The sequence below is a fragment of the Acinetobacter halotolerans genome (assembly GCF_004208515.1).
GTDB classification, from domain to species: domain Bacteria; phylum Pseudomonadota; class Gammaproteobacteria; order Pseudomonadales; family Moraxellaceae; genus Acinetobacter; species Acinetobacter halotolerans.
Window position 1 is genome coordinate 1 of sequence record NZ_SGIM01000012.1, and the last position, 24788, is coordinate 24788.

Below are 24788 nucleotides of genomic sequence, written 5' to 3' on the forward strand. Positions count from 1 at the left end.
ATTTAAGTGGATATTTTTAGATCAATTTCACATTTCTTCTTATATTTTGCTAGTGAATTTGTTTTAATAATAGGTGAATAATTAAATTGTATTCTGCTTAATATGTTTCGTGTTAAATAACACGATCATTTTTATGACTGTATTTCGCTCAAACAGCGATTAAGGATTGATATGCATTACTCCAATTTTATCTTGCTTGGGTTGTTAACTGCTGGAGCATGTTCATCCGTATTTGCTCAAGAGACAACTAATAAAGCGGCAATTGATAGCAATACGACTGTAAGCTCGATATCAGATGAACATAAGCCATCAACAATACAAGCAATAAAAGATTTAAAACATCTCACAAAAAATGATTTAAAAGTCAATGCAAATGCTGCTCAGCCAGATGCAGTGAAAGACCCATTACAGCCATTAAACCGTCAAATCTTTCTCTTTAATGATGCGTTAGACCGTAATCTATTGAAACCAATAGCAATACAATATGTTGCTAAAGTTCCAGAGCCTGTGCGTAGCCCCTATCGTCAATTTCGTAAAAATCTAGGCGAGCCATGGAATGCTGTGAATCAAGTTATTCAAGGTCGACCAAGCCGTGCAGCAAAAACCTTAGGCCGTTTTACTGTGAATACACTCACAACTTTGGGCTTTGCTGATCCTGCTCGTCGTTTAGGTTTATCCACAGAAGAAGAGAATTTCGGGGTAACTTTAGGTTATTACGGTGTTCCTTCAGGTCCATATGTCATGTTACCGTTCTTTGGTCCGAGCACTTTCCGAGACGGTGTTGGTTTAGCTGCAGATAGTTTTGGTCGCCCACAGAAATATCTACTTGACGATCAAGATGGTATTTATTGGTCAACAAATCTATTACAAGTTGTTGATGCCCGTTCACAAATTCTTGAAGTTGAAGAAAGCTTAAAAGGTGATAGATATTCGATGATTCGTGACTTTTATCTGCAACGTAAGGCTTTCCAAATTGCGGAGAAACGTGGCGATGCAAATGACATTTCCTTTATCAGCGACGAAGATGATATTGATGAGTCATTTTCAGATGAAGAATAGTTAATTTAAAATAATGTCTTACAAACTTATGTGTCGCTAGTGAATTTAAACGCTAGCAACACTATGTTTTAGGTTATCTTTCATCTATGATGAATTAAAAAATGATCATACAAAGGATTGGCGATACATCAATGTATTTCATTCAACCCACACGCTCCATACCCTACTTAGATCAAGCTTTAACTGAGTTACCCACCCTCCAAATTATTCAAGTTAATGATTTAGATTTGTATGATCAAACAATTATTGCGATTGCTGATGTACAAGACTTCTTAAAATATCAGTGGAAACTTCCAACCATTGTGCTTGCATTTGAACATGAAGGTGCTGCGTTAGCCCAAGCTTGGGAAATGGGCGCATTAGCAGGTTGGATGTGGGATAACCTCCCCAAAAATCCGATACATTCATTATTTAAGATTGATGCGCAATACAAGCGGAATCAAGACAGTCGAGATCTCCCTTCTGCGGCTGAATTACAAAAACGTCTTTTACCAAATGCAATTGAATTACCAAATTATCAATTCGAATCTTTTTTTCAGCCATCAGCCTATTTATCTGGCGATTGGTATGATTACTGGCGTTTAAATGATGAAGAGGTATTATTTTATCTTGCTGATGTTTCGGGACATGGTGTCACTAGCAGTTTATTGACCTCATGGATGGCTGCATTTCATGGTCGATCAAAAACACCTCGTCAACTCATTCAAAAACTCAATGCAATGTTGGTGCAAGAAAATATAGAAAAGCACATTACCATGGTCGCGGGGATTCTAAACTTGGTCACCAATGAGGTTCGCTGGTCAAGTGCAGGACATTACCCTCCTCCCATTATTTTTGAACCGAACCAACCACCACAAATTTTATCAACCAGTAGTTTTCCTTTAGGTCTCACAGAAGAACTCGAAGTTGAAGAGCATCTTTGTGTACTCAATCGCCAAGCAAGGTTCATTTTATGTTCTGACGGCGCACTTGAACCTTTTGATGGTGGATTGAATGATCAATTTAATCAATTGGTCGAACACCTACAGAATAACTCCTTCCAAGCACCAGAACATGTCGCCGATGACATTGCCATTCTGAGTTTATGCCGAATGAATTAACCTTAAAATCAGCACTTTAACTAGTTCACGGTATGCAAGCCCTTGTGTCTGGAATATCACTATGGGATAATTTTATATCCTTTCTCTGAAAATGGCATTTATATGTCAACAGGTCATGTTGAATATGCAAGTTTGAACGGAACGCATATTTTCAAGCTTATTGGCGAAGTGCGTGCTCACTCTTGTATAAGTTTAGACAAACTCCTCAACCGAATTGAACAACAACAGAACGTTGTTGGTGCAATCGTTGATTTAACCCAAGCCACTTTTATTGACAGTACCGTTTTAGGAATACTGGCAAAATTAGGCTTAAAACTTAAACAGACGCACCACATTCAAGCCGTGATGCTTTCAACAAATGCAGATATTACGACCTTAGCCAATAGCATGGGGCTGGCACAAGTGTTTGTGATTCTGAATTATTGTGGTGACCCTAACGTCTGTACACTCGAACTCACAGAGGAACATATCACGCATAGTGCTATGCTTAATACTGTGCTCGATGCACATAAAACCCTCATGCGCTTGAATGAAAATAACCAGAATATGTTTGAGCCTCTGGTTAAACAATTGCAAAAAGAACAAGATTGCTTAAGTATCGATGTACAAAAACAAAATGTTTGATCACTAAATTAATTGTGACTGGCTTATGACCTTACTTTCAGTTGTACAAATGAACTCCCAAGATGACATTGAGGCTAACTTCCTTGTCATTGAATCATTGATCCAACAAAGTAAGGCACAAGCCGCTAAACTGATTGTCTTCCCTGAAAATTTTGTCTGCTTTGCTGCTGGTAAACAACGTGAAACTGCTGAACAATTTGAAAGCATTCAACAACGCTTAGAGCAGCTTGCTCATCACTATCAAATTTGGATTGTTGCGGGCACTCTCCCTTGCCCTTTTCGTCCCGATGGTTCAATCATTACTGACGGTCGCGTTCGGACTGTGAGTCTATGTATTAGTCCCGAAGGCACAGAAGCGCGCTACGACAAAATTCATTTATTTGATGTTCAGGTTGGAGATCGCGTTGGGGGCTATCAAGAATCAAAATTCTTTGAACCAGGCAATCAGGTTGTTGTAGCAAAAACACCATTTGGCAATATTGGCTTAATGGTCTGTTATGATTTACGTTTCCCTGAGCTTGCTTTAACTTTACGCCAGCAAGGAGCAAATATCTTAACTGCTCCCGCAGCGTTTACTTACATCACGGGTCAATTACACTGGCAATTATTGTTGCAAGCACGTGCAATGGATAGTCAATGTTATGTGTTGGGAGCAGCACAACAAGGATGGCATGGTGAGCAACGCCAAACCTGGGGGCATGCAGGGATCACCGATAGTCGAGGCCAACTATTGCAAATGGTAAATACAGAGGGTCATGCTTTAATCAGCACTACTTTTGATCTCACTGAACAAGAGAAAGTCCGACTTGCAATGCCGTTGATGCAACATCGCCAACTCATCCACTATTAGAAATATAATTCCTACTTTAAATATCCAAACTTTTATTTCTTGGCATGAACTGACTGTTCTGATCAATTTTAGCGATGCGAGCGTGCTGAAATCATGATTTAATATAAATTATCGATCTCTGTCGAACAAAGCAAAATGCTTTTATTCTATGAGTGAAATAATATTGTCAACTAATTCTTATTAAGCCTTTGTTCATGTTTAGATTTATTACCATATTGTTTTTTCTAGGGGCACTTACTCCACTACATGCAGCAGCAGTAGAGGAAAATCCTGATGTATCAACCAACACACAGAATAACTTATCTACCCCCCAAAACTTGTCTCTCAATGCTTTTGGTCAATGGATTATTGGTTGGGGAACGGGGGCAGAAGGTGCAAGACAACGCTTAGACTATATTCAACGTGAGGATGTTGCGATCATCAAACAAAAAGGGACAACCTTGGAAATGATTAGGGCATGGCAGCAGTATTATGAACAAGAAGCTCACAATAATTTGAGCAACCCCACCGCTCGTTATAGAGCGCGATTAATGAAAAGAATTGCTGAACTTTGGTAAACACAATCTACAACAATCAGTACTTAATATTCAAAATTGAACAACTTTTACTTACTTGTTTTTTCATTCATATAGCGTACGATCTAATGCTATTCAATAATATTCAGGAATAATAATCATGTCTTTAGAAAAAGTGGTTTATAGCGCAAAAGCGAAAGCAACAGGTGGTCGTGATGGCCGTGCAACTTCTTCTGATGGTGTCTTAGACGTTCAATTAGGTGTGCCAAAAGAAATGGGCGGTGCTGGTGGTGCTGTCACCAATCCAGAGCAACTTTTTGCCGCAGGTTATTCTGCATGCTTTTTAGGGGCAATGAAGTTTGTTGCGAATCGCGATAAGTTCAATATAAGTAAAGATGCTTATGTTGAAGGTGAAGTTGGGATCGGCCCTATTCCGAATGGATTTGGTATTGAAGTGACTTTAAATGTCTATCTCATAGGAATGGAGGAAGCAGAGGCACAGCAACTGGTTGATGCTGCTCACATTGTCTGTCCATACTCGAATGCAACACGCAATAATATTGATGTGAATTTTAATATCGTGACTGCTGAATAATATTCCTGATCAAAAAAAACAGCATGAATTCATGCTGTTTTTTTTCGTGCCCCTAATTGCTTACCCTTCAGCAGCTTCATTAGTGACGCGCAGTACTTCTTCTAAAGTGGTTTTCCCAGCCAAAACTTTTCTTAAACCGTCATCACGGATTGAACCCGATTGTTTACGAACATAGGTTTCCAACTCATATTCAGCAGCATTGCCATGAATCAGGCGGCGCATCGATTCATCAACAGGTACAATTTCATAAATGGCCGTTCGTCCGCTAAAACCTACATGCGAACAATGCTCGCAGCCATTCGGCTCAGGTAACTCCATTTGATGATTGACATCGAGGTGTTTGAAAAGTTGTTGTTCGAAATCATCTGCTCTACGCCATGTCACACAATGTGGACATAAAGTACGAACCAAACGTTGTGCAATCACGCCAATCAGCGAACTTGCAAGTAAGAAAGGCTCAATCCCCATGTCTTTTAAACGAGTGACTGCACCAATTGCCGTATTGGTGTGTAGCGTTGATAAAACCAAATGACCCGTCAATGAAGCTTGAACCGCAATTTCTGCCGTCTCAAGATCTCGAATCTCACCGACCATCACCACATCAGGGTCCTGACGTAGCATGGCTTTAAGCGCTCGTGCAAAGGTCATATCAACTTTAGTATTGACCTGAGTTTGACCAATCCCTTCGAGTTGATATTCAATCGGATCTTCGGCCGTCAAAATATTACGCGTGTGATCATTCAAATCAGAGAGTGCTGCATACAACGTGGTGGTTTTACCCGAACCCGTTGGTCCAGTCACCAGGATAATGCCATGTGGCCGATGTACCAATTGGGTTAAACGGTCATAATCACTTTGCATCAAGCCCAAATGGGTCATATTTAAACGCCCAGCTTGCTTATCCAGCAAACGCATCACCACGCGTTCACCATGTGATGATGGCAATGTCGATACACGCACATCAACTTCGCGCCCTGCTAAGCGCAAGGAAATACGACCATCTTGCGGAATTCGCTTTTCTGCAATATCAAGTTTAGCCATGACTTTGATACGTGAAACTAACAACGGCGCTAATTCACGACGCGGCTGTACGATTTCACGCAGTTGACCATCAACACGCAAGCGTACCGAAAGTTTTTTCTCAAAAGCTTCAATATGAATATCTGACGCACTGACACGAATTGCTTCTGACAGCAAGGCATTGATAAGGCGCACAATAGGCGCATCATCTTCCTGATCCATCAAATCTTCCGCTTCAGGAACTTGATCCGCCAAGCTCAGCAGATCGGGGTGATCTTCTAAACCCGCAGCAACTTGTTGCGACTCGCCGGTATCTCCTGCATAGCTTGAACTGAGTAAAGCATGAAACTCTTGCTCGGTACAAAGTTGATCATGAGCTGACTTCCCCAAAATTCGACGTGCTTCCTGCAAAGCAATACGCGCCGTTTCCTTGCGTCGCACAATAAAAACTTGATCGCCTTCATAACGGAACAAAACGCCATGCCGTTTGGCAAAACTATATGGAATTTGTATTTGTTTAAGTATTTGCATCACACAAATAATGATAAAAGAAAGCATTGAGTGTACTCTAAGCTGGTTACAGCGTGAAGTCTCTTTAGCATCCTCACAAAGGAATTTTGCATCTTGTCTCAAAATAATCTATATGAAAGACCTCATTCAGAATCTTTGAAGTGGTGGGGCGAACAAAAATTTGAAATTCAACAAGCCAAAGCTTGGCAATTCGGTTCATTACTCTTCCGTCTCACACGCGGAATTAAAGAGTGGCGATTGGAATACCATCGTCCGCACTATCAGAACGATTATGAACAACAATGGCGAATTCTAACGGATACTGAATTTGCAATGCCACAACCAGCAAAAATTGAACGCTACATGCTCCATAAAACCAATGAGACGTTTCATTTGATGCCACGTCTAGCCAACCGTTCAGTGGTCATTAAACCCGTAGATCCTATTTATATCCCAGCAGGTCAACGGGGAACACTCTATATCAGTACACCACTGTGGATTGCTGGTTTGGCTGACGGATTGGCAGAGCCTTTGTTTGACATTCCTGTGATTCAACCCAAAGACACGTGGTTCGGGAAAAACCCTCAACATGGGGAAATTTGCTACGCCACTTCTGTCGATGGTCGCACGGATTTAAACCTTTTAACACCACGTGCCTTTCGCGCAGTCACACCCATCGAATTTCAAAACAACAGCCTACATCAACTCCGTTTTGACCGTATGAATGTCCCAGTTCCTGCCCTCCCCCTATTTTATAGCGAAGGCACTGGCCGACTATGGACCTCTAAGATCAAGGTTTATTATGATGGTGCTGAACAAGCACGAATTCGCATCGAGAATAGAACACCGAATCAAGCAGGAGAAGTGACCTATATTCACCCTCCACGCTCACCCAATAGTACTTTTTTGAATATGTTTGACTCGTTTTTTTAAGAGGTTGCTATGCCAGATTCCAATATTCCGAAAGATGTTGCAAGCAATCTCACCAGCATTTTTACCAATATTAATTTTGCGCGACTGAGTGAAATTGTAGTCGCGATTATTTTGTGTTTTATTGGTTTTATCATTGCAAGATTATTATCCAATACCTTTATCAGAACCATTGGCAACCGACTCAATGCACATCAACGCCTTTTGTGGCGTAGGGGTATTTTCTATTTCATTTTCTTACTGTTCATTATGACCAGTCTAAGAGAAGCAGGATTTAAACTCAGCGTTTTTTTAGGCGCGGCAGGTATTCTCACCGTCGCACTGGGTTTTGCCTCACAAACCTCTGCATCCAATTTAATTAGTGGTTTGTTTCTGATCGGCGAAGGTTCTTTTGAAGTCGGTGATACCATTCAAATCACCTTGATTCGAGGACATACCATTGAAGGTGAAGTCATTTCGATTGACCTTCTTTCAGTCAAACTACTTACCCTAGATAATGTTTATATTCGCCTTCCAAACGAGCAATTGATTCGTGCGCCCGTCATGAACTTATCTAAATATCCAATCCGACGAATTCCGATTACATTGGCGATTAATTTTCATGAAGATATCATTAAAGTCAGACATGTCTTACTTGATGTTGCATCAAAATATCCTTTTGTGATGGATGATCCCAAACCTGCCGTAACAGTGACCGCTTTTAAAGAGTCTTCAATCGAAATTTTGTTTGCGGTCTGGTGTCGTCAAGAAAACTATATTCAGGTTCGTGATGAAATGCAGGAACGTGTTCGTAATGGTTTCTTGGAAAATGAAATTGAAATTCCAGTACCAAAAATGGGTTTAATTGATCGACCAACATCATTAGAAGATGATGAAGTCGATCAATATACACATCAGAAAGAGCTCAAAAAAGAACAGAAAGAGAAATAATCAACGCTGTTTCTCAGGCTCGTCAATCGCAGGTGGTAAAGGTGCAAGATATGCAATCACCAACATGATGGCACCAGACCCAATAAATGAAATCACACGGGTCAATGTGCCACTTTGCGATAGATCAAGTAATAACAATTTAGCCACCACAATCCCTAACAACGCAGCGCCCACAAACCAAATTTGACGAATATGACGACGACTAGAAAAAGTCATTAATACAAAAGCCAAAATCATCCACAATAAGGTCAAGCTCAGTTGCACATCACCGTTTCGCCAAATTGCCCCACCCCATAACGGCGTATCTAAATAATGATGCATGGCACGAACCACCACACTACTCAAGACCAATAAACCAATTAAAATGGTTGTAACTTTAAAGCCCCATTCAATCGATCGTTCTGCACTGAAATCATGATGATAAATGATCCAAATCATGCCAATGAACATCAACAAAGACAGAATGTCAGTCAAATTTAGCAGCGGTAACACATAGTATTGCTCAGCAGAATAAGGATCTAGACTGACCAGCAGCAACCAAAACAAAGTTAAACCCCAAACTGGGAGCTGATGCAACAATTGGGTCTGCTTCGATGTAAACAACCAAATACTATAGATCGCTGGGATAAGTGCTAAAGCAATCACTGGCATGCTCGGGAAAATAGCTAAACCAATACTCGCCAAGCTCAGCCAAAGCAAAGTTGACCACACCAGCAGATAAGTTTTGGATGCTAAAGACTTTAACACCACAAGCAACACGGTTAAACCAATTGAAGCAATCAAAAAGCTCACTTGACTTAAGTGACTTGACCAATGCCCTAACGAATAGACATTTTCAGCCAAACTTGCGCCATAGAGTAAAAATAATAGTCCGCCTAACAAGATGAGCTGTAAATGCTGCCATTGCAATTTTGATTTCAAATAGACTGCAACACTAAATATTGCTAGCAATATGACAGCAATAGCTAAGTAAGGACTTAATCCATGTTGCTGCCACTGCATCAACTCAACACCCGCGATCGCACCCGCGTACATGCCTAATGCGATAAAAATCCCACTCAACATGCGTGAACTAAAATACTTTTCGACTTGTTGATAATGTAATAAATAGAATGCCGAGATAAATTGAGCTAAGGCATAAATGACGGTACTGAGGACGGGGAAATGGTCATTGGACCAAACTTGGAACATCAGTGCAATTGAACTGAATAAAACCAATGCTACCCCAATGTAACGACTCAGACGATAACGTTCTGTCACACCCCACACAATCAATGCCGTTCCTTGAATCACCCAACCGGTTGAGGTCCAATGTGCACCTTTAGCAAGCGGGAAAATCAGCGCGATAAAGACCACAGCAAGGATAAAAAAGCTTTTAGCTAAGATCGATAATTGAGGATGCTGACGTTTAATCCAGATATTTAAAACGATATAAACAACCGCCAATGCAACTGCACCCCAAGTCAATGCTGAGGTTGAGTTATGCATTAAATAAGCATGTAAAGAAAAACCGAGCACAGGCACACTGAAAATGAGCCCAACATCCAAAATTGGCTGTAAACGCTGTGCTTTAGGCGCTGTTTCTTCTTGCAGATTTTGCGCGCGTAACATCAATTGACTATAACGAATACTCAGCCAAATAAATAAGGCGATATGCAACCAAAGAATAAAATCAAGCGTTGTGTATTGTTGATGATCTGCATAAATACCAATGACCGCCCCACCAATAAACATGGTCACAAAAAAGGCAATTTGGTGCAGGATCTTCCAAGGTTGAATAAAATTTACCGCTGCAACGGCTAAATTAATTATGAAATAATAACCAAACAAGAAAATGACATCAGGGTGGTTTTGCGGAATAAGTAATGGCGCAAGATAGGCCATAGTCAACGCAAGGATCGCCAAATAAAGTGCTTGTTGTTTGAGACTGAGATAGACGGTTGCCAATAGTAAAATCACAAAAAGGATACTGGCAGTGGTCAAACTGGCAATCACTGCAAAATGATGCGAGAAAATAAGTGTTAAAAAGACAATCGCTAAACCTAAACCTTGTAAAGCCACTGCAAATAGCTGATTTTTCTTTTGTAGCAAATAACCTGCAACGGTCGTGATCCCACCCGCACTGGCAATAAAGCCAAGTTTAACACCGAGGCTTAACTGCCAATGTTCACTGGCAAAACGTAACAACAACACCACACCGACCATTAAAATCGCAACCGCGACACGTAAAATCGGATTGCCATGGACCATCCAATCAAATGCAGGTTGCCACCATGCAGCATCTTTAGCTTCAGAAGCAGGGATTATCGGTAGCGGGTTTTGAGTATTAGTTTGTTGACTTGATCCAGTATTGGCTTGCATCCAAGCAGGATGTTGTAGCTCAGACGCTGGGAAAGCAGCGGTTGTCGTCGAAGACTGTGATGGTTCTATATCTTGAGAAAAATGTGTGGATTCAATTTTCTGTGCAGCAATTGAAGACTGTTCTAAATGTAGCAATCTGGTTTGAAATGCACTGATAGTTTGAATCAAACACAGCATCAGCACCAATAAAGCACCACCCGCCAACCACATCCACGTATTAGCATAAGCAAATAATGCAACCAATGCCGCGCTATAAATCAGCACCCGCTGTATCCCAATTCCAGCGGATTGATCCGAAAAACCTGAACGGGCTTGTTCCAACTGACATAAGCGTTGGTGAATTTCAGAAAGGATGTGCACAATAGCAACGGTTAATCCCACGGTAGCGGCAACAATTGTTCCGTGCCATTTAAATGCAATTGCACAAGCCAGCAACACAGTCAAAGCAATTAAAACAATGACGATTCCCTGTTTGTCTTTTTTATACATAGACTTATATCAATAAAACAGCTTCATTGAAGCTATCTTACTTGATCAATAGATAAGCAGCTATTTTTGCATACAAAATACTGCAATTTTTTAAAGCGTCACAACTCGTCATTGCACAACACGGTGACCAGGACAGGCATCGCTTTTTCACGTAAAATACCTGCTAACTTATAATTAGGATTTGCGCAATGCCACCTTTTGTCTTGGTTGACGGGTCTTATTTTTTATTTCGTGCTTATCACGCGTTACCACCGTTAACGACGTCTACTGGCTTACATACCAATGCAATACGTGGTGCAATTTCTGCAATTCAAAAATTGATGCGTCGTACACAACCGACGCATATGGCGGTGATTTTTGATACGCCTGAACCTACTTTTCGCCACGCTCTTTCACCTATTTATAAGGGTGATCGTCCAAGTATGCCAGAAGAATTGTCTCAACAAATTCCATATTTGCACGCATTAATTAAGGCACAAGGGATCCCTTTATATTATCTCGCAGGCGCTGAAGCCGATGATATTATTGGAACTTTGACCAAGCAAGCACTAAGTGAAGGTCATCATGTTCTGATTTCAACGGGTGACAAAGACATGGCCCAACTGGTCAATGAACATGTCAAACTCGAAGATAGTTTCAAAGAACGTGTGCTTGATGAAGCGGGTGTTTTTGAAAAGTTTGGTGTTCATCCGCATCAAATTATTGACTACCTCACCCTTATGGGCGATGCGTCAGATGGCATTATGGGTGTTCCAGGTGTTGGTGCAAAAACTGCAGCTAAGCTCCTCAATGAATACGGCTCACTGAATAATATTATTGCCAATGTCGATCAACTGAAAGGCAAAATCAGTCAAAATATCAAAGACAGCTTAGACAACATCAAGATTGATCACCAACTGGCAAGTATCGTCTGTGATCTTGAGCTAAACCTAGATTGGCACGAGCTTAAACTTAGCAGCCCGAACATCGAAAGTTTACGTCATCTCTATACAGAACTCGAATTCCGTAATCAATTACAATCCTTAGATCATCCAAATAATCCGAATACCTCGGCTTATCAACAAACATCTCAAAAAATTGTGAAAGCTGAACAAAAAGCTGAAACGATTGTGACCGAAGACCATGCCACACTATCAAGTCAAGATGATCAGCTCGGAACAGCCACCTACCATACGGTTCTCACACAACAAGATTGGGATGCTTTGTTACAACGAATGCAGCAAGCTGATCATTTTGCCATTGATACAGAAACCACGAATTTAGATTATCGTATTGCCGAACTTGTTGGTTTCTCAGTCGCATTTGATGCCAATGACGCATTCTATGTGCCGGTGGCGCATGATTATGAAGGTGCACCACAACAACTCGATCGCGATCAAGTATTAGCTCAAATCAAACCAATCCTTGAAAATGAGCAGGTCAAGAAAATTGGTCATCATCTAAAATATGATGCCCATATCTTTGCCAATCATGGCATTACCATTCGAGGCTGGTACTTCGACACCATGCTGGCATCCTATGTATTGAATGCAGCAGCAACACGTCATGGCATGGATGACGTCGCCCGACTTTATCTAAGCCATTTGACCACCACATTCGAGCAAATTGCAGGCAAAGGTGCCAAACAGAAAACCTTCAATCAAATCGAACTCGAAGTTGCGGCGCATTATGCAGCCGAAGATGCACATGTCACCTATCGTCTGTATGAGGTCTTATCAGGGAAACTAAAAAACTCCCCAGAACTTGTGAATATTCTGCACAATATTGAAATGCCAGTTGCACGCGTATTGACCGCCATGGAAGAAGATGGCATTAAGCTTGATCATCAATTTCTTGATCAGCTCAGTGTTGAATTTTCGAAGACCATACAGACTCTAGAAGATCAGGCCACTGAACTGGCAGGTGAAGCTTTTAATGTATCGTCACCCAAACAAGTTGGTGAAGTTCTATTTGAAAAGCTGGGAATTAAAGGTGGGAAGAAAACAGCAACGGGGCAATACAGCACCAGTGAAAGTATCTTAGAAAAAGTTGAACATCCACTTGCTGAAGTCATTTTAGAGCATCGTGGATTGGCAAAACTTAGAAATACTTATACCGACCGTCTTATTGAGCAATCTCATAACACAACGCACCGTGTTCATACCAGTTATCATCAAGCTTTAACTGCAACGGGGCGCTTATCTTCGACTGATCCAAATCTACAAAATATTCCAATTCGTACCCCGATTGGTCGTCAAATCCGTAAAGCTTTTATTGCACCTGAAGGTCGCGTTCTACTTGCAGCCGATTATTCACAAATTGAACTGCGATTGATGGCACACTTTTCCCAAGACGATGCTTTGATTCATGCATTCCAGCTTGGCCAAGATGTACACCGTCGCACTGCTTCAGAAGTATTGGGTATTGCAATTGAAGATGTCACCAATGATCAACGTCGCCAAGCTAAAGCAGTCAACTTTGGTCTACTGTATGGTATGTCAGAATTTGGCTTAACTCGTCAACTTGGTTTTACGCGAGAAGAATCACGTGGCTATATCGCACGTTATTTCCAACGCTATCCGGGTGTACTGGATTATATGGAACGCACTCGTCAGATTGCACGTGAGCAGGGTTTTGTCGAAACTATTTTAGGTCGTCGCCTCTATACACCTGATATTTTGGCCAACAATAAAATGATCAAACAAGCTGCCGAGAGAGCTGCAATTAATGCGCCATTACAAGGCAGTGCGGCTGATATTATCAAATTAGCGATGATTGCTGTGGATCAAATGCTGCCAAAAGATCAAGCCAAACTCCTGCTACAAGTACACGATGAATTGGTATTTGAAGCAGATGCAGCAATTGCGGATGAGCTTTCTAAACAAATCGCAGAGGTAATGCAGTCAGTCTTGCAAATCTCAGTTCCATTCGTGGTTGAAGTGGGTCAAGGACTGAATTGGGATGCTGCGCATTAAGCTTCTATTTCCACAAAAAAAGAGATGCTAAGCATCTCTTTTTTTAAAGCAAAAATTTATAAACACTCAAGCTAGACAATCGCTCTCAGCATTGTTTCCGCCACAAATAACACTAAAAATGCAAGAATCGGTGATAAATCAATCATCCCCATATTTGGCATCACTTTACGGAATGGCGCCAAAATAGGTTCAACCAACTCCTGAATCACCTCCATATACGGCGAACGGAATTGCGAAAGCATCATGATCCAGCTACAAATAATAAAGGCAAAAATCATATATTTAAGGATCGTCACCAAAGACAATAGCATCTCTTTTACTGTAGAAACAATAAAATACAAGGTACTCCCCGTACCTACGCCAGCTAAATGCTTTTCTCCCCACATTTTCAGGAAGTAAAGCAAAATAACCAAGATTAGTGCGGCTAAATTGACCCGACCTTTGCTTACCGTTGGAAATATACGACTGAAAACATCTACAATCTTAGTCGCTTTCGTCGTTGAAAGAACAACAGGATTGTAGGGAGTAACTGCCGCCAATTGCATTAAAAAACGGAAAAAGATCAATAAAATTGCAACATTGATCAAAACACCAAAAATTAGCGCAGAACTTGCACCCATAATTGTCTTATCCTACTTAAACTGATTTAGTCTTGTCACTCAACTCTTGCGCAAGCTCTTGGCTACGTTTTTGAGCTGCTGCAAGCGCTGCTTGAATATTTTGTGAAATCTGGCCACGATCAAACACCTCTAATGCTGCTTGAGTTGTGCCATTTGGTGAGGTCACATTTTTACGTAATTCTGCTGGAGAATTGGAACTGGTAATGGCCATTTGCGCCGCACCCAGTGCAGTCTGCAAAGTCAATGCAGTGGCCACTTTTTCATCTAAGCCCAAGTTTTTACCCGCGCGAATCATACTTTCCATTAAATAGAAAAAATAGGCTGGACCTGAGCCAGATACCGCAGTTACTGCATCAATTTGCGCTTCATTATCAACCCAAATGGTTAGACCCGTCGCCGCTAAAATTTGACTGGTTAATTCACGATCTTTAGTACCCACAGCAGCAGATGCATAGATACCATGTGCCCCCGTTTGCACCAATGCAGGTGTATTCGGCATTACGCGTACAATCCGTTCACTGCCGCCAATTAAATCAGAAATGGTTTGGATTTCAGCGCCCGCAATAATTGAAATCACGAGTTTATCTGACAACAAGCCTTTTAATGGTTGTAAAACCGTTGCTAATACCTGTGGTTTCACTGCCAATACAACGACATCCGCCTCTTTGATTGCTGCAACATTATCCGTCGTGGTTTGAATCCCTTTTTCTTCTAATATTTGACGAATCTGCTCTACTGGATCAGACACTGTAATGCGTGTGGTCGGCAAGCCCCGAGAAAGTAGCCCACCAATTAAGGCCTGCGCCATATTTCCGCCGCCGATAAAACAGATATTTTGATTCAATGTTGTCGCCATGTCCTACTCATCATGTGATAAAGACTGATGAAAAATACAGTCAGAAATTAAACTTGGTTGCCAACCGCCCTGTACTAGATACTCAGATTGTGCTAACCAAAAACCTTTTGGGCTAAAAACCCCAAGCATAACATTATCCACGACTAATATTTGAATTGTATGACGAAACCAAGGCAAAATCTGCGCGTCTTGAATGGCTTTTTTGAGTGGCCAATGCCCAACTCGACCATATAGATGAATTTTCTCACCACCCTGTCGTTTTAATAACTGCAGCTCTCTTCCGAAGAGTAGAGGAGAAAGACCTAAACTTTGAGACTCAATTTTAAACCGCCCTGCTGCAACTTGAATGCTCTGCCCTAATAAATATCGCTGTGAAATAACATCAGGAAGTATTGATAATTTTTCTGCATACAAAACCTCATGGCTTAACCGATACAAGGTTTTTTGATAACGCACATAATAATACGGATGCACATGTAAAGTTGCTTGCGCATCTGGTTTGGCTAAAATGACTTCTTGTTGTAAACGCTGAACCATGTCGTAACTGGGTCGGTATTGCGCATCGCCTTTTATCCATGAGGAGAGCAATTGACGCTGGCGCGCATGAGATAATTCTTTGAGTTTAGTTAAATTGAGTTCATCGAATGTTGCGCATTGCTGCCAATCCGTTTGCAACACTTCATCTAAAATCTCAGCCGCATCTTGCATTAAATAACTACTACGTGCGACCGCCGCCTGCATTTTAGGAAATCGATGTTGTAATACATCCCACAGCACTTCTCGACACCACGCACGATCATAATGAATATCTTGATTGCTTGGGTCGGTCACATACTCAAGACCGATCTGTTGTGACCACTGTTCAACCTGTGCTCGACTTAGATCTAAAAAGGGCCGCCAAATAGTCATCTCTTTACGCACATCAATCTGCTGCATCGCAGCCAATCCATTTACACCTGCACCAGAGAATAAGCGTAACAAAACTGTCTCGGCTTGATCTTGTTGATGATGTGCTAAAACCAGAATTTCATTGGGTTGTAAATGTTGGAGATAGGCTTGATAACGGGCTTGGCGAGCTTGTTGTTCTAGATTTCCAGCCCTAACATCTACTTTTTGAATAATACACGGGACATTATGGATATCTGCATGACACTGAACCACATCGCCCCACATCGCACTTGATGGTTGCAACTGGTGATCGATATAAATCGTACGGATTTTCTTCGGGAAAAGTTCGGACATTAGAGACAGCAACAGCATGGAATCCATGCCGCCGCTACATCCAATTAAGAAGTGAGTTTGTTCAGAAAAATGTTGCGCTTGCGCTAGGATGCGATGCCTAAATTGCTGCTGCCAAACTTCATTAAACGTTGATAACGTGCTTCGCATCGTGCTTGAGCATCCATCGGTTGCAATTCTTCCAAGGCTTGTTTTAACACATCTTTTAGGTCATGCATGACTTTTTCAGGTTGCAAATGCGCCCCCTCACCTTCATCCACGACATATTCAACAATACCAATCGCTTTTAACTTATCAGCAGTCAATGCAAGTGCTTCACTCGCTTGCGCTGCTTTTTCTGCTGTTTTCCATAAAATAGAAGCACAGCCTTCAGGTGAAATCACCGAGTAAATACTGTGTGAAAGCATGATAACACGATCAGCCACACCAATACCCAAAGCACCACCAGAACCACCTTCACCTAGTACTGTTGCGATCACAGGTACTTTCAAACTCGACAGTTGTGCCAAGCTCGTTGCAATTGCTTCTGCTTGACCACGTTCTTCAGCACCGACACCAGGATAAGCCCCCATGGTATCAACAAAAGTAAAAACAGGTAAATTGAAACGTTCCGCCATATCAAGTAAACGTTGAGATTTTCGATAACCTTCTGGGTTACACATCCCAAAGTTATGTTGTAGCTTCTCACGGGTACCACGCCCACGATGTTGACCTACCACCATGACAGGCTGTCCGTCAAAACGAGCCAGACCACCAATCATTGCACCATCATCACCATATAGACGATCACCATGGAGTGCATCAAATTCAGTAAAGATTTCACTCACATAATCGAGGAATTGCGGACGTTCAGGATGTCGCGCAATTTGAACCGTAGTCCAAGCCTTGGACTGAGTCGCTTTATTTTTCATAAGTCGTAAATAATCCCTAACAAGGATGCAAGGTTTGTTGACACTTTCTATAAGTTATACGCAAATTGCGTTTCAAGCTGAAAGGTCAACAGCACCTAAGTTAATCAACAAATTTGTCTGACAAGATATGTAAGCCAATGTTCCAATGCTTAAATTGCACTTGTTCGTCATGCAGATCAGCAACCAGTAAAGGCCATTGCTTAGCATCGCCAGAAACACTCAGTTGCCATTGTTGATCATTTACCACACTCAGTTCAATGGCAGGAAGCATCTGATCACTACGACTATGGTTCAGTAAAACTGCAAGCCGAAGGATCATACAAAGATAAACCAAATGATGACCACCAACTTTCAATACATCGTTTTTAGCATCTGCGCGTAGCTTACGACGATGATGAGAAATCAGATGCGAAAGATGATTTTGATCAATTTGTGAAAAACCAGGAATATCTGAATGTTGTAATAAATAGGCACCATGACGGTGATAACCACCATGACTAATGGCTAATCCAATTTCATGTAAATAAGCCGCACGACGCAGTAAGTCACTGTCTTCAGTAGTTAAATCTAGTGAGTCAGCCACACCATTAAACAAGTGCTGGGCTGTATTGACCACACGCTCTGCTTGTTTTGGATCGGCATTATAACGCCCCATCAATGCTTGAACACTGCGATCGCGAATATCTTCATGTTTGAATCGACCCAGTAAGTCGTACATTACACCTTCACGTAATGCCCCATCCGAATAAGCAAGCTTATCAATATTTAATACATCAAAAATCGCATACAAAATCGCAAGTCCAGCTGGCAAAACTGCTCGACGATCTTCACGTAAGCCTTCGAAATCAATTTCTGAAGTATGCTTAAATTTCAACAAACGATCTTTGAGCTTATATAGACCATCACGAGTCAGGTTTTCTTGTTCGTCACTCAAACCAAGATTCACTAAAATTTGACGACAGGCTTTAATGGTTCCACTTGAACCCACCACGGTATCCCAGCCTTCCATTTTATAGGTATTGGCAATCCCTGACATTTCTTTACGTGCGGCAACGACAGCCTTATCAAAGGCTTTATTCGAAATTTCACCTTCCGCAAAGAAGGTTTTACTATAAGCCACACAGCCCATCTGCAAGGACTCGGTATAAATCGGCTCGAATTCTTCACCAATAATAAATTCTGTTGAACCACCGCCAATATCAATGACTAGACGTCGACCACCATTGGCCATGGAATGTGACACCCCAAGGTAAATTAAACGTGCTTCTTCACGACCTGCAATAATTTCAATAGGTTTAGGTAAAATTTCAGCTGCTTTCTGTATAAACTCATGACCATTCTTGGCTTGTCTTAACGCATTGGTTGCAACAATCCTTAAACGATTGGGTTGAACTGAACTCAAACGTCCAACAAAACGGGCTAAACAAGCCAAGCCTCGCTGTTGAGCAGCTTCTGTTAAATTTTTATTTTCATCTAGTCCAGCAGCCAATTGGACTTTTTCTGACATTGAAGCAACTTTTTTAACTTCACCGTGATCGACACGAGCAATTGCAAGATGGAAACTATTTGATCCCATATCAATTGCAGCAAGTAATTCTTCATCAATCAGAAAATCAGACATTATTCATATAAACCCATGCTCAATTCACGCATTAGAGTAATTCACATGCTTACAATTTTAAAGTCATTTTAAACAATAAAACGCGTGTATTTTCGCTTATGACATATAAATGATTGTTTAAGTCGATGATCAGCATCGTGAGCAACCATTAGACTTTTCACTTTCTAACTTGAATAATCAGAACAAACCCTTACATTGAATAAAGTAGCAATGTAATATTCTTTCTGATACTGACTTGATACTTTATTTCTTAAATTTGGAGCAATCCCATGTCTGCGACTATTGTTAATACATCTGATGAGAACTTCCAAGCAGATGTTTTAGATGCTGAAACTCCCGTACTTGTTGATTTCTGGGCTGGCTGGTGTGCACCTTGTAAAGCAATTGCACCTGTACTAGAAGACTTATCAAACGAATATGCTGGAAAAGTAAAAATCGTTAAAGTTGATGTTACTGCCTGCGAAGAAACAGCAGTGAAATATAATATCCGTAATATTCCAGCATTATTGATGTTCAAAAATGGTGAAGTTGTTGATCAACAAGTTGGTGCAGCGCCTCGTTCTAAACTTGCAGCGTTTATTGACCAAAACATCTAATTAGATTGTATAACTGTCCATCTGTGGAATACGCTATCCATTGATTAGCGTATTCCTCCTTAAAAATTGACAAAGCAGTTGATTTCGTCTATATTTCTCGATCAAGAAGCTTTGAATGGAATCTACTTCATTGCGCTTCTTACACGATACAAAACATAAGATCGCCGCTCGGCAATAACAATTGTTTTCACATTTCTCTCTGAAACAATGAACCAGACTACTGGATCGTAATTGTTTAATACAATTACATCAGTATATATGCGGTCGATTTTTTCTTTCCCAACACAATCCTCCACTTATTCCATTCTGTCTGACCACTTATGAACTTAACTGAACTCAAGAAAAAACCCATTGGCGAACTCATTAAAATTGCGGAGTTTATGGGCCTTGAAGGCATGGCACGTAACCGTAAACAAGATATTATTTTTGCCATTTTAAAACGCCATGCAATGAATGGCGAAGAAATTTTTGGTGATGGCGTTCTAGAAATCCTTTCTGATGGCTTTGGTTTTTTACGATCTGCTGCTGGTTCATATTTAGCAGGGCCAGATGACATTTATGTCAGTCCATCACAAATTCGCCGTTTTAATTTACGTACGGGTGATACCATTACAGGTACGATTCGCCCACCAAAAGAAGGTGAACGTTATTTTGCTTTATTAAAAGTAAATCAAATTAACTATGACACACCAGAAAATTCCCGTAATAAAATTTTATTTGAAAACTTAACCCCGTTATTCCCAACCGAGCAAATGGTGATGGAACTGGGTAATGGTACAACAGAAGATTTAACCTCTCGTGTTGTCGATCTCGTCGCACCGATTGGTAAAGGTCAGCGTTCAATTATTGTTGCACCGCCAAAAGCGGGTAAAACAATGCTTTTACAAAACATTGCTCAATCTATCGTCCGTAACAACCCAGAAGTTTTCTTAATTGTATTATTAATTGATGAACGTCCAGAAGAAGTAACGGAAATGGAGCGCACAGTTCGTGGCGAAGTTGTGGCATCAACATTTGATGAAGCCCCTGCTCGACATGTTCAAGTTGCCGAGATGGTGATTGAAAAGGCGAAACGTCTGGTCGAGCATAAAAAAGATGTTGTGATTCTGCTTGACTCTATTACTCGTTTAGCGCGTGCCTACAATACAGTTGTCCCTTCATCAGGAAAAGTACTTACAGGTGGTTTGGATGCACACGCGCTCGAACGCCCAAAACGCTTCTTTGGTGCTGCACGTAATATCGAAGAGGGTGGTTCATTAACCATTATCTCTACGGCATTGATTGAAACAGGCAGCAAGATGGATGATGTCATCTACGAAGAGTTTAAAGGTACAGGTAACCAAGAAATTACTCTTGATCGCCGTATCGCGGAAAAACGTGTCTTCCCAGCGATGAACATTAAGAAATCTGGTACACGTCGTGAAGAGCGTTTAATGGGAGAGGATAACCTGCGTAAAGTTTGGATTTTACGTAAGCTACTTCACCCAATGGATGAACTTGCAGCGATGGAATTCTTACTTGATCGTATGAAAGAAACTAAGACCAATGATGATTTCTTTGACCAAATGAAGCGTAAAGCTGCAAACTAGGTTTAAGATCGCATTTCCACAACAGCCACCTTTATGGTGGCTGTTGTGATTTGGTTGACACGCTTACACAATGGTTACAATTGAGTTCTTATTTCTTTAAATTTACTATCTATTTGATTTATATATGGATGTATAAGCACCCCCTGTCATTTTTCTCTAGAATACCGATTCACAAATGATCCTTCATAGTTATTTTCTATCAAAAAATGACCGATTTTTGTCTATTTTTGTCGTTTTGCCAGACAGAATAGTAGTAATTCATGATTTGCTTTGATAGGATAGCAGCTGACTAGTTAGACTGCTCCCTGCGTTGTTTCCTAAAATATTTAGGAATAATAAAAGCACAAACAGACTAACTCAGGTTTTTTTTAATCTCACAATTTTATGAGAGTGATGCCATGTTATTCAAAAAATTCGCTGTTATTGCTGCTGTTGCAACTACTTTAGCTTTTGTTGGTTGCTCTAAGAAAGAAGACGCAGCTGCTACTGACGCAACTGCTGCTGCTTCTGAAGCTGTAGCTGCTGCTTCTGAAGCGACTGTTGCTGCTTCTGAAGCGACTGTTGAAGCTGCTGCTGAAGTTGCTGCTGCTGCATCTGAAGTTGCTGCTCCTGCTTCTGTTGCTCAATAATCTAGTTTTAGATTAAAAAAAAGAGAACCTTTTGGTTCTCTTTTTTTACGCCTAAAAATATGTTTGGATTTCTAACAACATTTCAGGCTTAAAAAAGCAGATCAATCGATCTGCTCATTTCCAACGCGCTGTCTAAATTTCTGACCCGCTCTAAAGGTAACAACTCGACGAGCAGAAATCGGAATCTCTTCTCCCGTCTTAGGATTACGTCCAGGGCGCTCACGCTTATCGCGTAACTCAAAATTCCCGAACCCTGAGAGTTTGACTTGTTCACCAGCAATCAATGCTTGGCTAATTTCGTCAAAAAACAACTCGACCATTTGTTTTGCTTCACGGCGATTTAAGCTGGTAAGTTCACTTAAATGGTCCGCCATATCTGCTTTTGTTAATGCTGTCATGAGGCCCTCAATGTCGCTTGATAAGTGTTTTCCAACACTTGAATAATGTTATCCATACCAGATTTGATTTCAGCATCTTCAAGCGTACGAGATGGGTGCTGCCACAACAATGCAAAAGCTAAAGAACGTTTGCCTTGTTCGACGCCTTGCCCCGTATACACATCGAACAACCATGTAGAGTCAAGTAACTCACCCCCAGTTTGCTCAATCATGCGCTGAATATCTTTCACCACAATCTTATCAGAGATTAAAAGCGCAATATCACGTCTAACCGATGGAAAACGTGATAATTCTGTAAAATTAGATACATAAGATTGCAAAACTGCTTGTTGATTCAACTCTGCAACCCAAGTCGTACCCAAATCCAAATCATTTTCTAAAGAAGGATGTAAACGTCCTAAATAACCGATTGACTGCCCCTCAACCAAAATTTCAGCTGATTGTCCCGGATGTAACCAAGCTCGCTCGGTCCGAACGAACTCAACATTTACTCGACCAGCAGCCAAAATTTCTTCAATTTCACCTTTAAAATCAAAGAAATCCATTGCAGTTGGTTTAGCATGCCACGACTCAGGCACTTGTGAGCCTACTGCGATAAGCGCTAATGTAGGAATCTGCTTGAGATCATGAATATTTTTCGCATTTTGATAGTCAAAACGCAAACCTAACTCAAAGAAACGTACACGATGTTGTTGACGATTCAAGTTATATTGCACACAAGGAATCAAACTAGAAAGTAGTGTGCTACGCATTGCCGCCAAATCACTTGAAATTGGATTGGCAAGCATGAGTGGCTGTACATTTGGATTAAGTTGTTTTTCCAATTTCGCATCGGCAAAGCTAAAGCTAATCGCTTCTTGATAACCCAAAGTTGCAACACTTTGACGCAGTTGGGTGATATCAAAACCATCTTGATACTTTTTCAACATCACATCTATTTTTGGCAAACTGATTTGAATATTGTCATAGCCATGAATACGGGCAACCTCTTCAATCAGGTCTTGATAAATCACCATATCATAACGATGCGAAGGAGGAATCACAGACCACTGACCTTCGGCTACAATCTCTACATTACAGCCAAGGCGAGTTAAAGCATCAACGATAAACTCACCTTCAACCTGATAACCTAACAATTGATCAACTTGGCTTTGCTTTAACTGAATTGTTTCGCGTTTTGGTAATAATTCAGCTTGTTCAGCAACCGTGATTGGACCAAACTCACCACCTGCAAATGCTTGAATCAGTTCACAAGCACGGTGCATTGCGATCATTGGCAACTCAAAGTCCACACCGCGTTCATAACGCTGTGAAGAATCGGTATGCAAACCCAAACGACGTGCACGACCAGCGATCGCTAAAGGTGCAAAGAATGCACTTTCAAGGAAGATATCTTGTGTATCATCAGTAACCGATGAATCTAAGCCACCCATAATCCCTGCAATCGCCAAAACTTTTTGATCATCTGCGATCACCATCATGTCATCTTGCAATTCAACATCTTGGTCATTCAACAGCATCAGCTTTTCTTGAGCTTTTGCTTGGCGTACTTGAATTGAGCCAGCAATTTTCGCCAAGTCAAAGGCATGCATCGGTTGACCTAATTCAAGCAATACATAGTTAGTAATATCGACCAAGATACTATGGCTACGAATACCAGAACGAGTGAGTGCCTGCTCCATCCACTCAGGCGTTGCTGCCTTTACATTGACATTTTTGATGATACGACCCAAATAGCGTGGTGTACCTTCAGTGCTAATCGATACTGATTTTTCATCGGCAATATTTGCTGCAATGACTTGAATCGCTGGTTGATTCACACCTAATTTATTAATGACGGCAATTTCACGGGCAATACCACGAATACTAAAACAGTCACCACGGTTTGGCGTGATGCTAATATCAATGACATTGTCATCAAGTTTCAAATATTCACGGATATTCATCCCGACTAATGCATCAGCAGGTAGCTCTAATAAACCATCAATTTTATCTTCTAAGTCAATTTCAGAAGCACCGCAAAGCATTCCTTGTGATTCCACACCACGTAGCTTGCCTTTTTTAATTTTGAAATCACCTGGTAACACTGCACCAATAGTCGCCACAGGTGCTTTCATACCTACACGTACATTCGGTGCACCACACACAATTTGTAATGGTTCATCTGAACCAATATTCACCGTGGTTACTCTTAGACGGTCTGCATCTGGATGCTGTTCAACAGTCAAGACCTCGCCTACCACAACACCTGTAAATGGTTTAGCTACAGGCGCCAATTCATCAACTTCCAAACCTAACATGGTGAGTTGATCAGACAGCGTTTCGCTATCGATTGCTGGATTGACCCATGTGCGTAACCAATTTTCACTAATTTTCATTTGTATAAACCTTA

At 41.0% G+C, this 24788-nt stretch carries 21 protein-coding genes; 12 read left to right on the forward strand and 9 right to left on the reverse strand.

The window, feature by feature from the left end:
* The first annotated feature begins 171 nt into the window (after nucleotides 1-171).
* The 6 genes from EXE30_RS13110 (at nucleotide 172) to EXE30_RS13135 (ending at nucleotide 4743) form a co-directional block, all read left to right on the forward strand.
* Nucleotides 172-1059: an MlaA family lipoprotein gene (locus EXE30_RS13110; protein ID WP_130162784.1), complete on the forward strand. Its 888-nt coding sequence runs from the start codon at nucleotides 172-174 to the stop codon at nucleotides 1057-1059.
* Nucleotides 1060-1190: 131 nt separating this feature from the next.
* Entirely contained in the window at nucleotides 1191-2159 is a 969-nt protein-coding gene (gene gigA, locus EXE30_RS13115) for an RsbU family protein phosphatase GigA (RefSeq protein WP_130162862.1), read from the forward strand.
* Between the two features lie 102 nt (nucleotides 2160-2261).
* Nucleotides 2262-2783 carry an anti-anti-sigma factor GigB gene (gigB, locus tag EXE30_RS13120; protein WP_130162785.1) on the forward strand — a complete coding sequence of 174 codons (522 nt, stop codon included), beginning with the start codon at nucleotides 2262-2264 and terminating at the stop codon, nucleotides 2781-2783.
* 25 nt (nucleotides 2784-2808) lie between these two features.
* On the forward strand, nucleotides 2809-3633 hold the full coding sequence (locus tag EXE30_RS13125) for a carbon-nitrogen hydrolase family protein (protein ID WP_130162786.1): 825 nt from the start codon (nucleotides 2809-2811) through the stop codon (nucleotides 3631-3633).
* Nucleotides 3634-3827: 194 nt separating this feature from the next.
* Nucleotides 3828-4190, forward strand: a complete 363-nt coding sequence (locus EXE30_RS13130) for a DUF4951 domain-containing protein (RefSeq protein WP_130162787.1) — start codon at nucleotides 3828-3830, stop codon at nucleotides 4188-4190.
* A 118-nt stretch (nucleotides 4191-4308) separates the two neighbouring features.
* Nucleotides 4309-4743, forward strand: coding sequence for an organic hydroperoxide resistance protein (locus EXE30_RS13135; RefSeq protein ID WP_005198385.1), 435 nt, complete (start codon nucleotides 4309-4311; stop codon nucleotides 4741-4743).
* A gap of 60 nt (nucleotides 4744-4803) precedes the next feature.
* Here EXE30_RS13135 and gspE read toward each other — a convergent pair whose 3' ends face one another.
* Nucleotides 4804-6294, reverse strand: a complete 1491-nt coding sequence (gene gspE, locus EXE30_RS13140; protein ID WP_130162863.1) for a type II secretion system ATPase GspE — start codon at nucleotides 6292-6294, stop codon at nucleotides 4804-4806.
* Between the two features lie 93 nt (nucleotides 6295-6387).
* Between gspE and EXE30_RS13145 the strand changes: the two genes are divergently transcribed.
* A complete protein-coding gene (locus EXE30_RS13145) occupies nucleotides 6388-7206 on the forward strand; it encodes a hypothetical protein (RefSeq protein ID WP_130162788.1) in 819 nt (272 codons plus the stop codon).
* A gap of 9 nt (nucleotides 7207-7215) precedes the next feature.
* Complete coding sequence (locus EXE30_RS13150; RefSeq protein WP_130162789.1) at nucleotides 7216-8133, forward strand: mechanosensitive ion channel family protein; 918 nt, start codon at nucleotides 7216-7218, stop codon at nucleotides 8131-8133.
* Here EXE30_RS13150 and EXE30_RS13155 read toward each other — a convergent pair whose 3' ends face one another.
* A complete protein-coding gene (locus EXE30_RS13155; protein ID WP_130162790.1) occupies nucleotides 8134-10983 on the reverse strand; it encodes a DUF2339 domain-containing protein in 2850 nt (949 codons plus the stop codon).
* Between the two features lie 188 nt (nucleotides 10984-11171).
* Here EXE30_RS13155 and polA point away from each other — a divergent pair, with 188 nt between their 5' ends.
* Nucleotides 11172-13937: a DNA polymerase I gene (gene polA, locus EXE30_RS13160; protein ID WP_130162791.1), complete on the forward strand. Its 2766-nt coding sequence runs from the start codon at nucleotides 11172-11174 to the stop codon at nucleotides 13935-13937.
* A gap of 71 nt (nucleotides 13938-14008) precedes the next feature.
* On the opposite strand, the gene EXE30_RS13165 is transcribed toward polA, so the two are convergent.
* From EXE30_RS13165 to ppx, 5 genes are all read right to left on the reverse strand, one after another.
* Nucleotides 14009-14557, reverse strand: coding sequence for a YggT family protein (locus EXE30_RS13165; protein ID WP_130162792.1), 549 nt, complete (start codon nucleotides 14555-14557; stop codon nucleotides 14009-14011).
* A gap of 16 nt (nucleotides 14558-14573) precedes the next feature.
* A complete protein-coding gene (gene proC / locus EXE30_RS13170) occupies nucleotides 14574-15413 on the reverse strand; it encodes a pyrroline-5-carboxylate reductase (RefSeq protein ID WP_130162793.1) in 840 nt (279 codons plus the stop codon).
* A gap of 3 nt (nucleotides 15414-15416) precedes the next feature.
* On the reverse strand, nucleotides 15417-16802 hold the full coding sequence (tilS, locus tag EXE30_RS13175; protein WP_130162794.1) for a tRNA lysidine(34) synthetase TilS: 1386 nt from the start codon (nucleotides 16800-16802) through the stop codon (nucleotides 15417-15419).
* Nucleotides 16739-17563: an acetyl-CoA carboxylase carboxyltransferase subunit alpha gene (locus EXE30_RS13180; protein ID WP_130162795.1), complete on the reverse strand. Its 825-nt coding sequence runs from the start codon at nucleotides 17561-17563 to the stop codon at nucleotides 16739-16741. Before EXE30_RS13180 ends, tilS begins: the two co-directional genes overlap by 64 nt.
* A gap of 100 nt (nucleotides 17564-17663) precedes the next feature.
* The gene (ppx, locus tag EXE30_RS13185) at nucleotides 17664-19184 is read right to left on the reverse strand and encodes an exopolyphosphatase (protein ID WP_130162796.1); all 1521 of its coding nucleotides are present in this window, start codon (nucleotides 19182-19184) and stop codon (nucleotides 17664-17666) included.
* A 269-nt stretch (nucleotides 19185-19453) separates the two neighbouring features.
* Between ppx and trxA the strand changes: the two genes are divergently transcribed.
* The 3 genes from trxA (at nucleotide 19454) to EXE30_RS13200 (ending at nucleotide 21998) form a co-directional block, all read left to right on the forward strand.
* Nucleotides 19454-19780 (forward strand): thioredoxin, encoded by a 327-nt coding sequence (gene trxA / locus EXE30_RS13190; RefSeq protein ID WP_130162797.1) that lies wholly within the window; start codon nucleotides 19454-19456, stop codon nucleotides 19778-19780.
* Nucleotides 19781-20100: 320 nt separating this feature from the next.
* On the forward strand, nucleotides 20101-21369 hold the full coding sequence (gene rho / locus EXE30_RS13195) for a transcription termination factor Rho (RefSeq protein WP_004672538.1): 1269 nt from the start codon (nucleotides 20101-20103) through the stop codon (nucleotides 21367-21369).
* A gap of 398 nt (nucleotides 21370-21767) precedes the next feature.
* A complete protein-coding gene (locus EXE30_RS13200) occupies nucleotides 21768-21998 on the forward strand; it encodes a hypothetical protein (protein WP_130162798.1) in 231 nt (76 codons plus the stop codon).
* 101 nt (nucleotides 21999-22099) lie between these two features.
* On the opposite strand, the gene EXE30_RS13205 is transcribed toward EXE30_RS13200, so the two are convergent.
* Nucleotides 22100-22396: an integration host factor subunit alpha gene (locus tag EXE30_RS13205; protein WP_000126166.1), complete on the reverse strand. Its 297-nt coding sequence runs from the start codon at nucleotides 22394-22396 to the stop codon at nucleotides 22100-22102.
* The gene (pheT, locus tag EXE30_RS13210) at nucleotides 22393-24774 is read right to left on the reverse strand and encodes a phenylalanine--tRNA ligase subunit beta (RefSeq protein ID WP_130162799.1); all 2382 of its coding nucleotides are present in this window, start codon (nucleotides 24772-24774) and stop codon (nucleotides 22393-22395) included. The genes EXE30_RS13205 and pheT overlap by 4 nt, the downstream gene beginning before the upstream one ends.
* Between the last annotated feature and the right edge of the window lie 14 nt (nucleotides 24775-24788).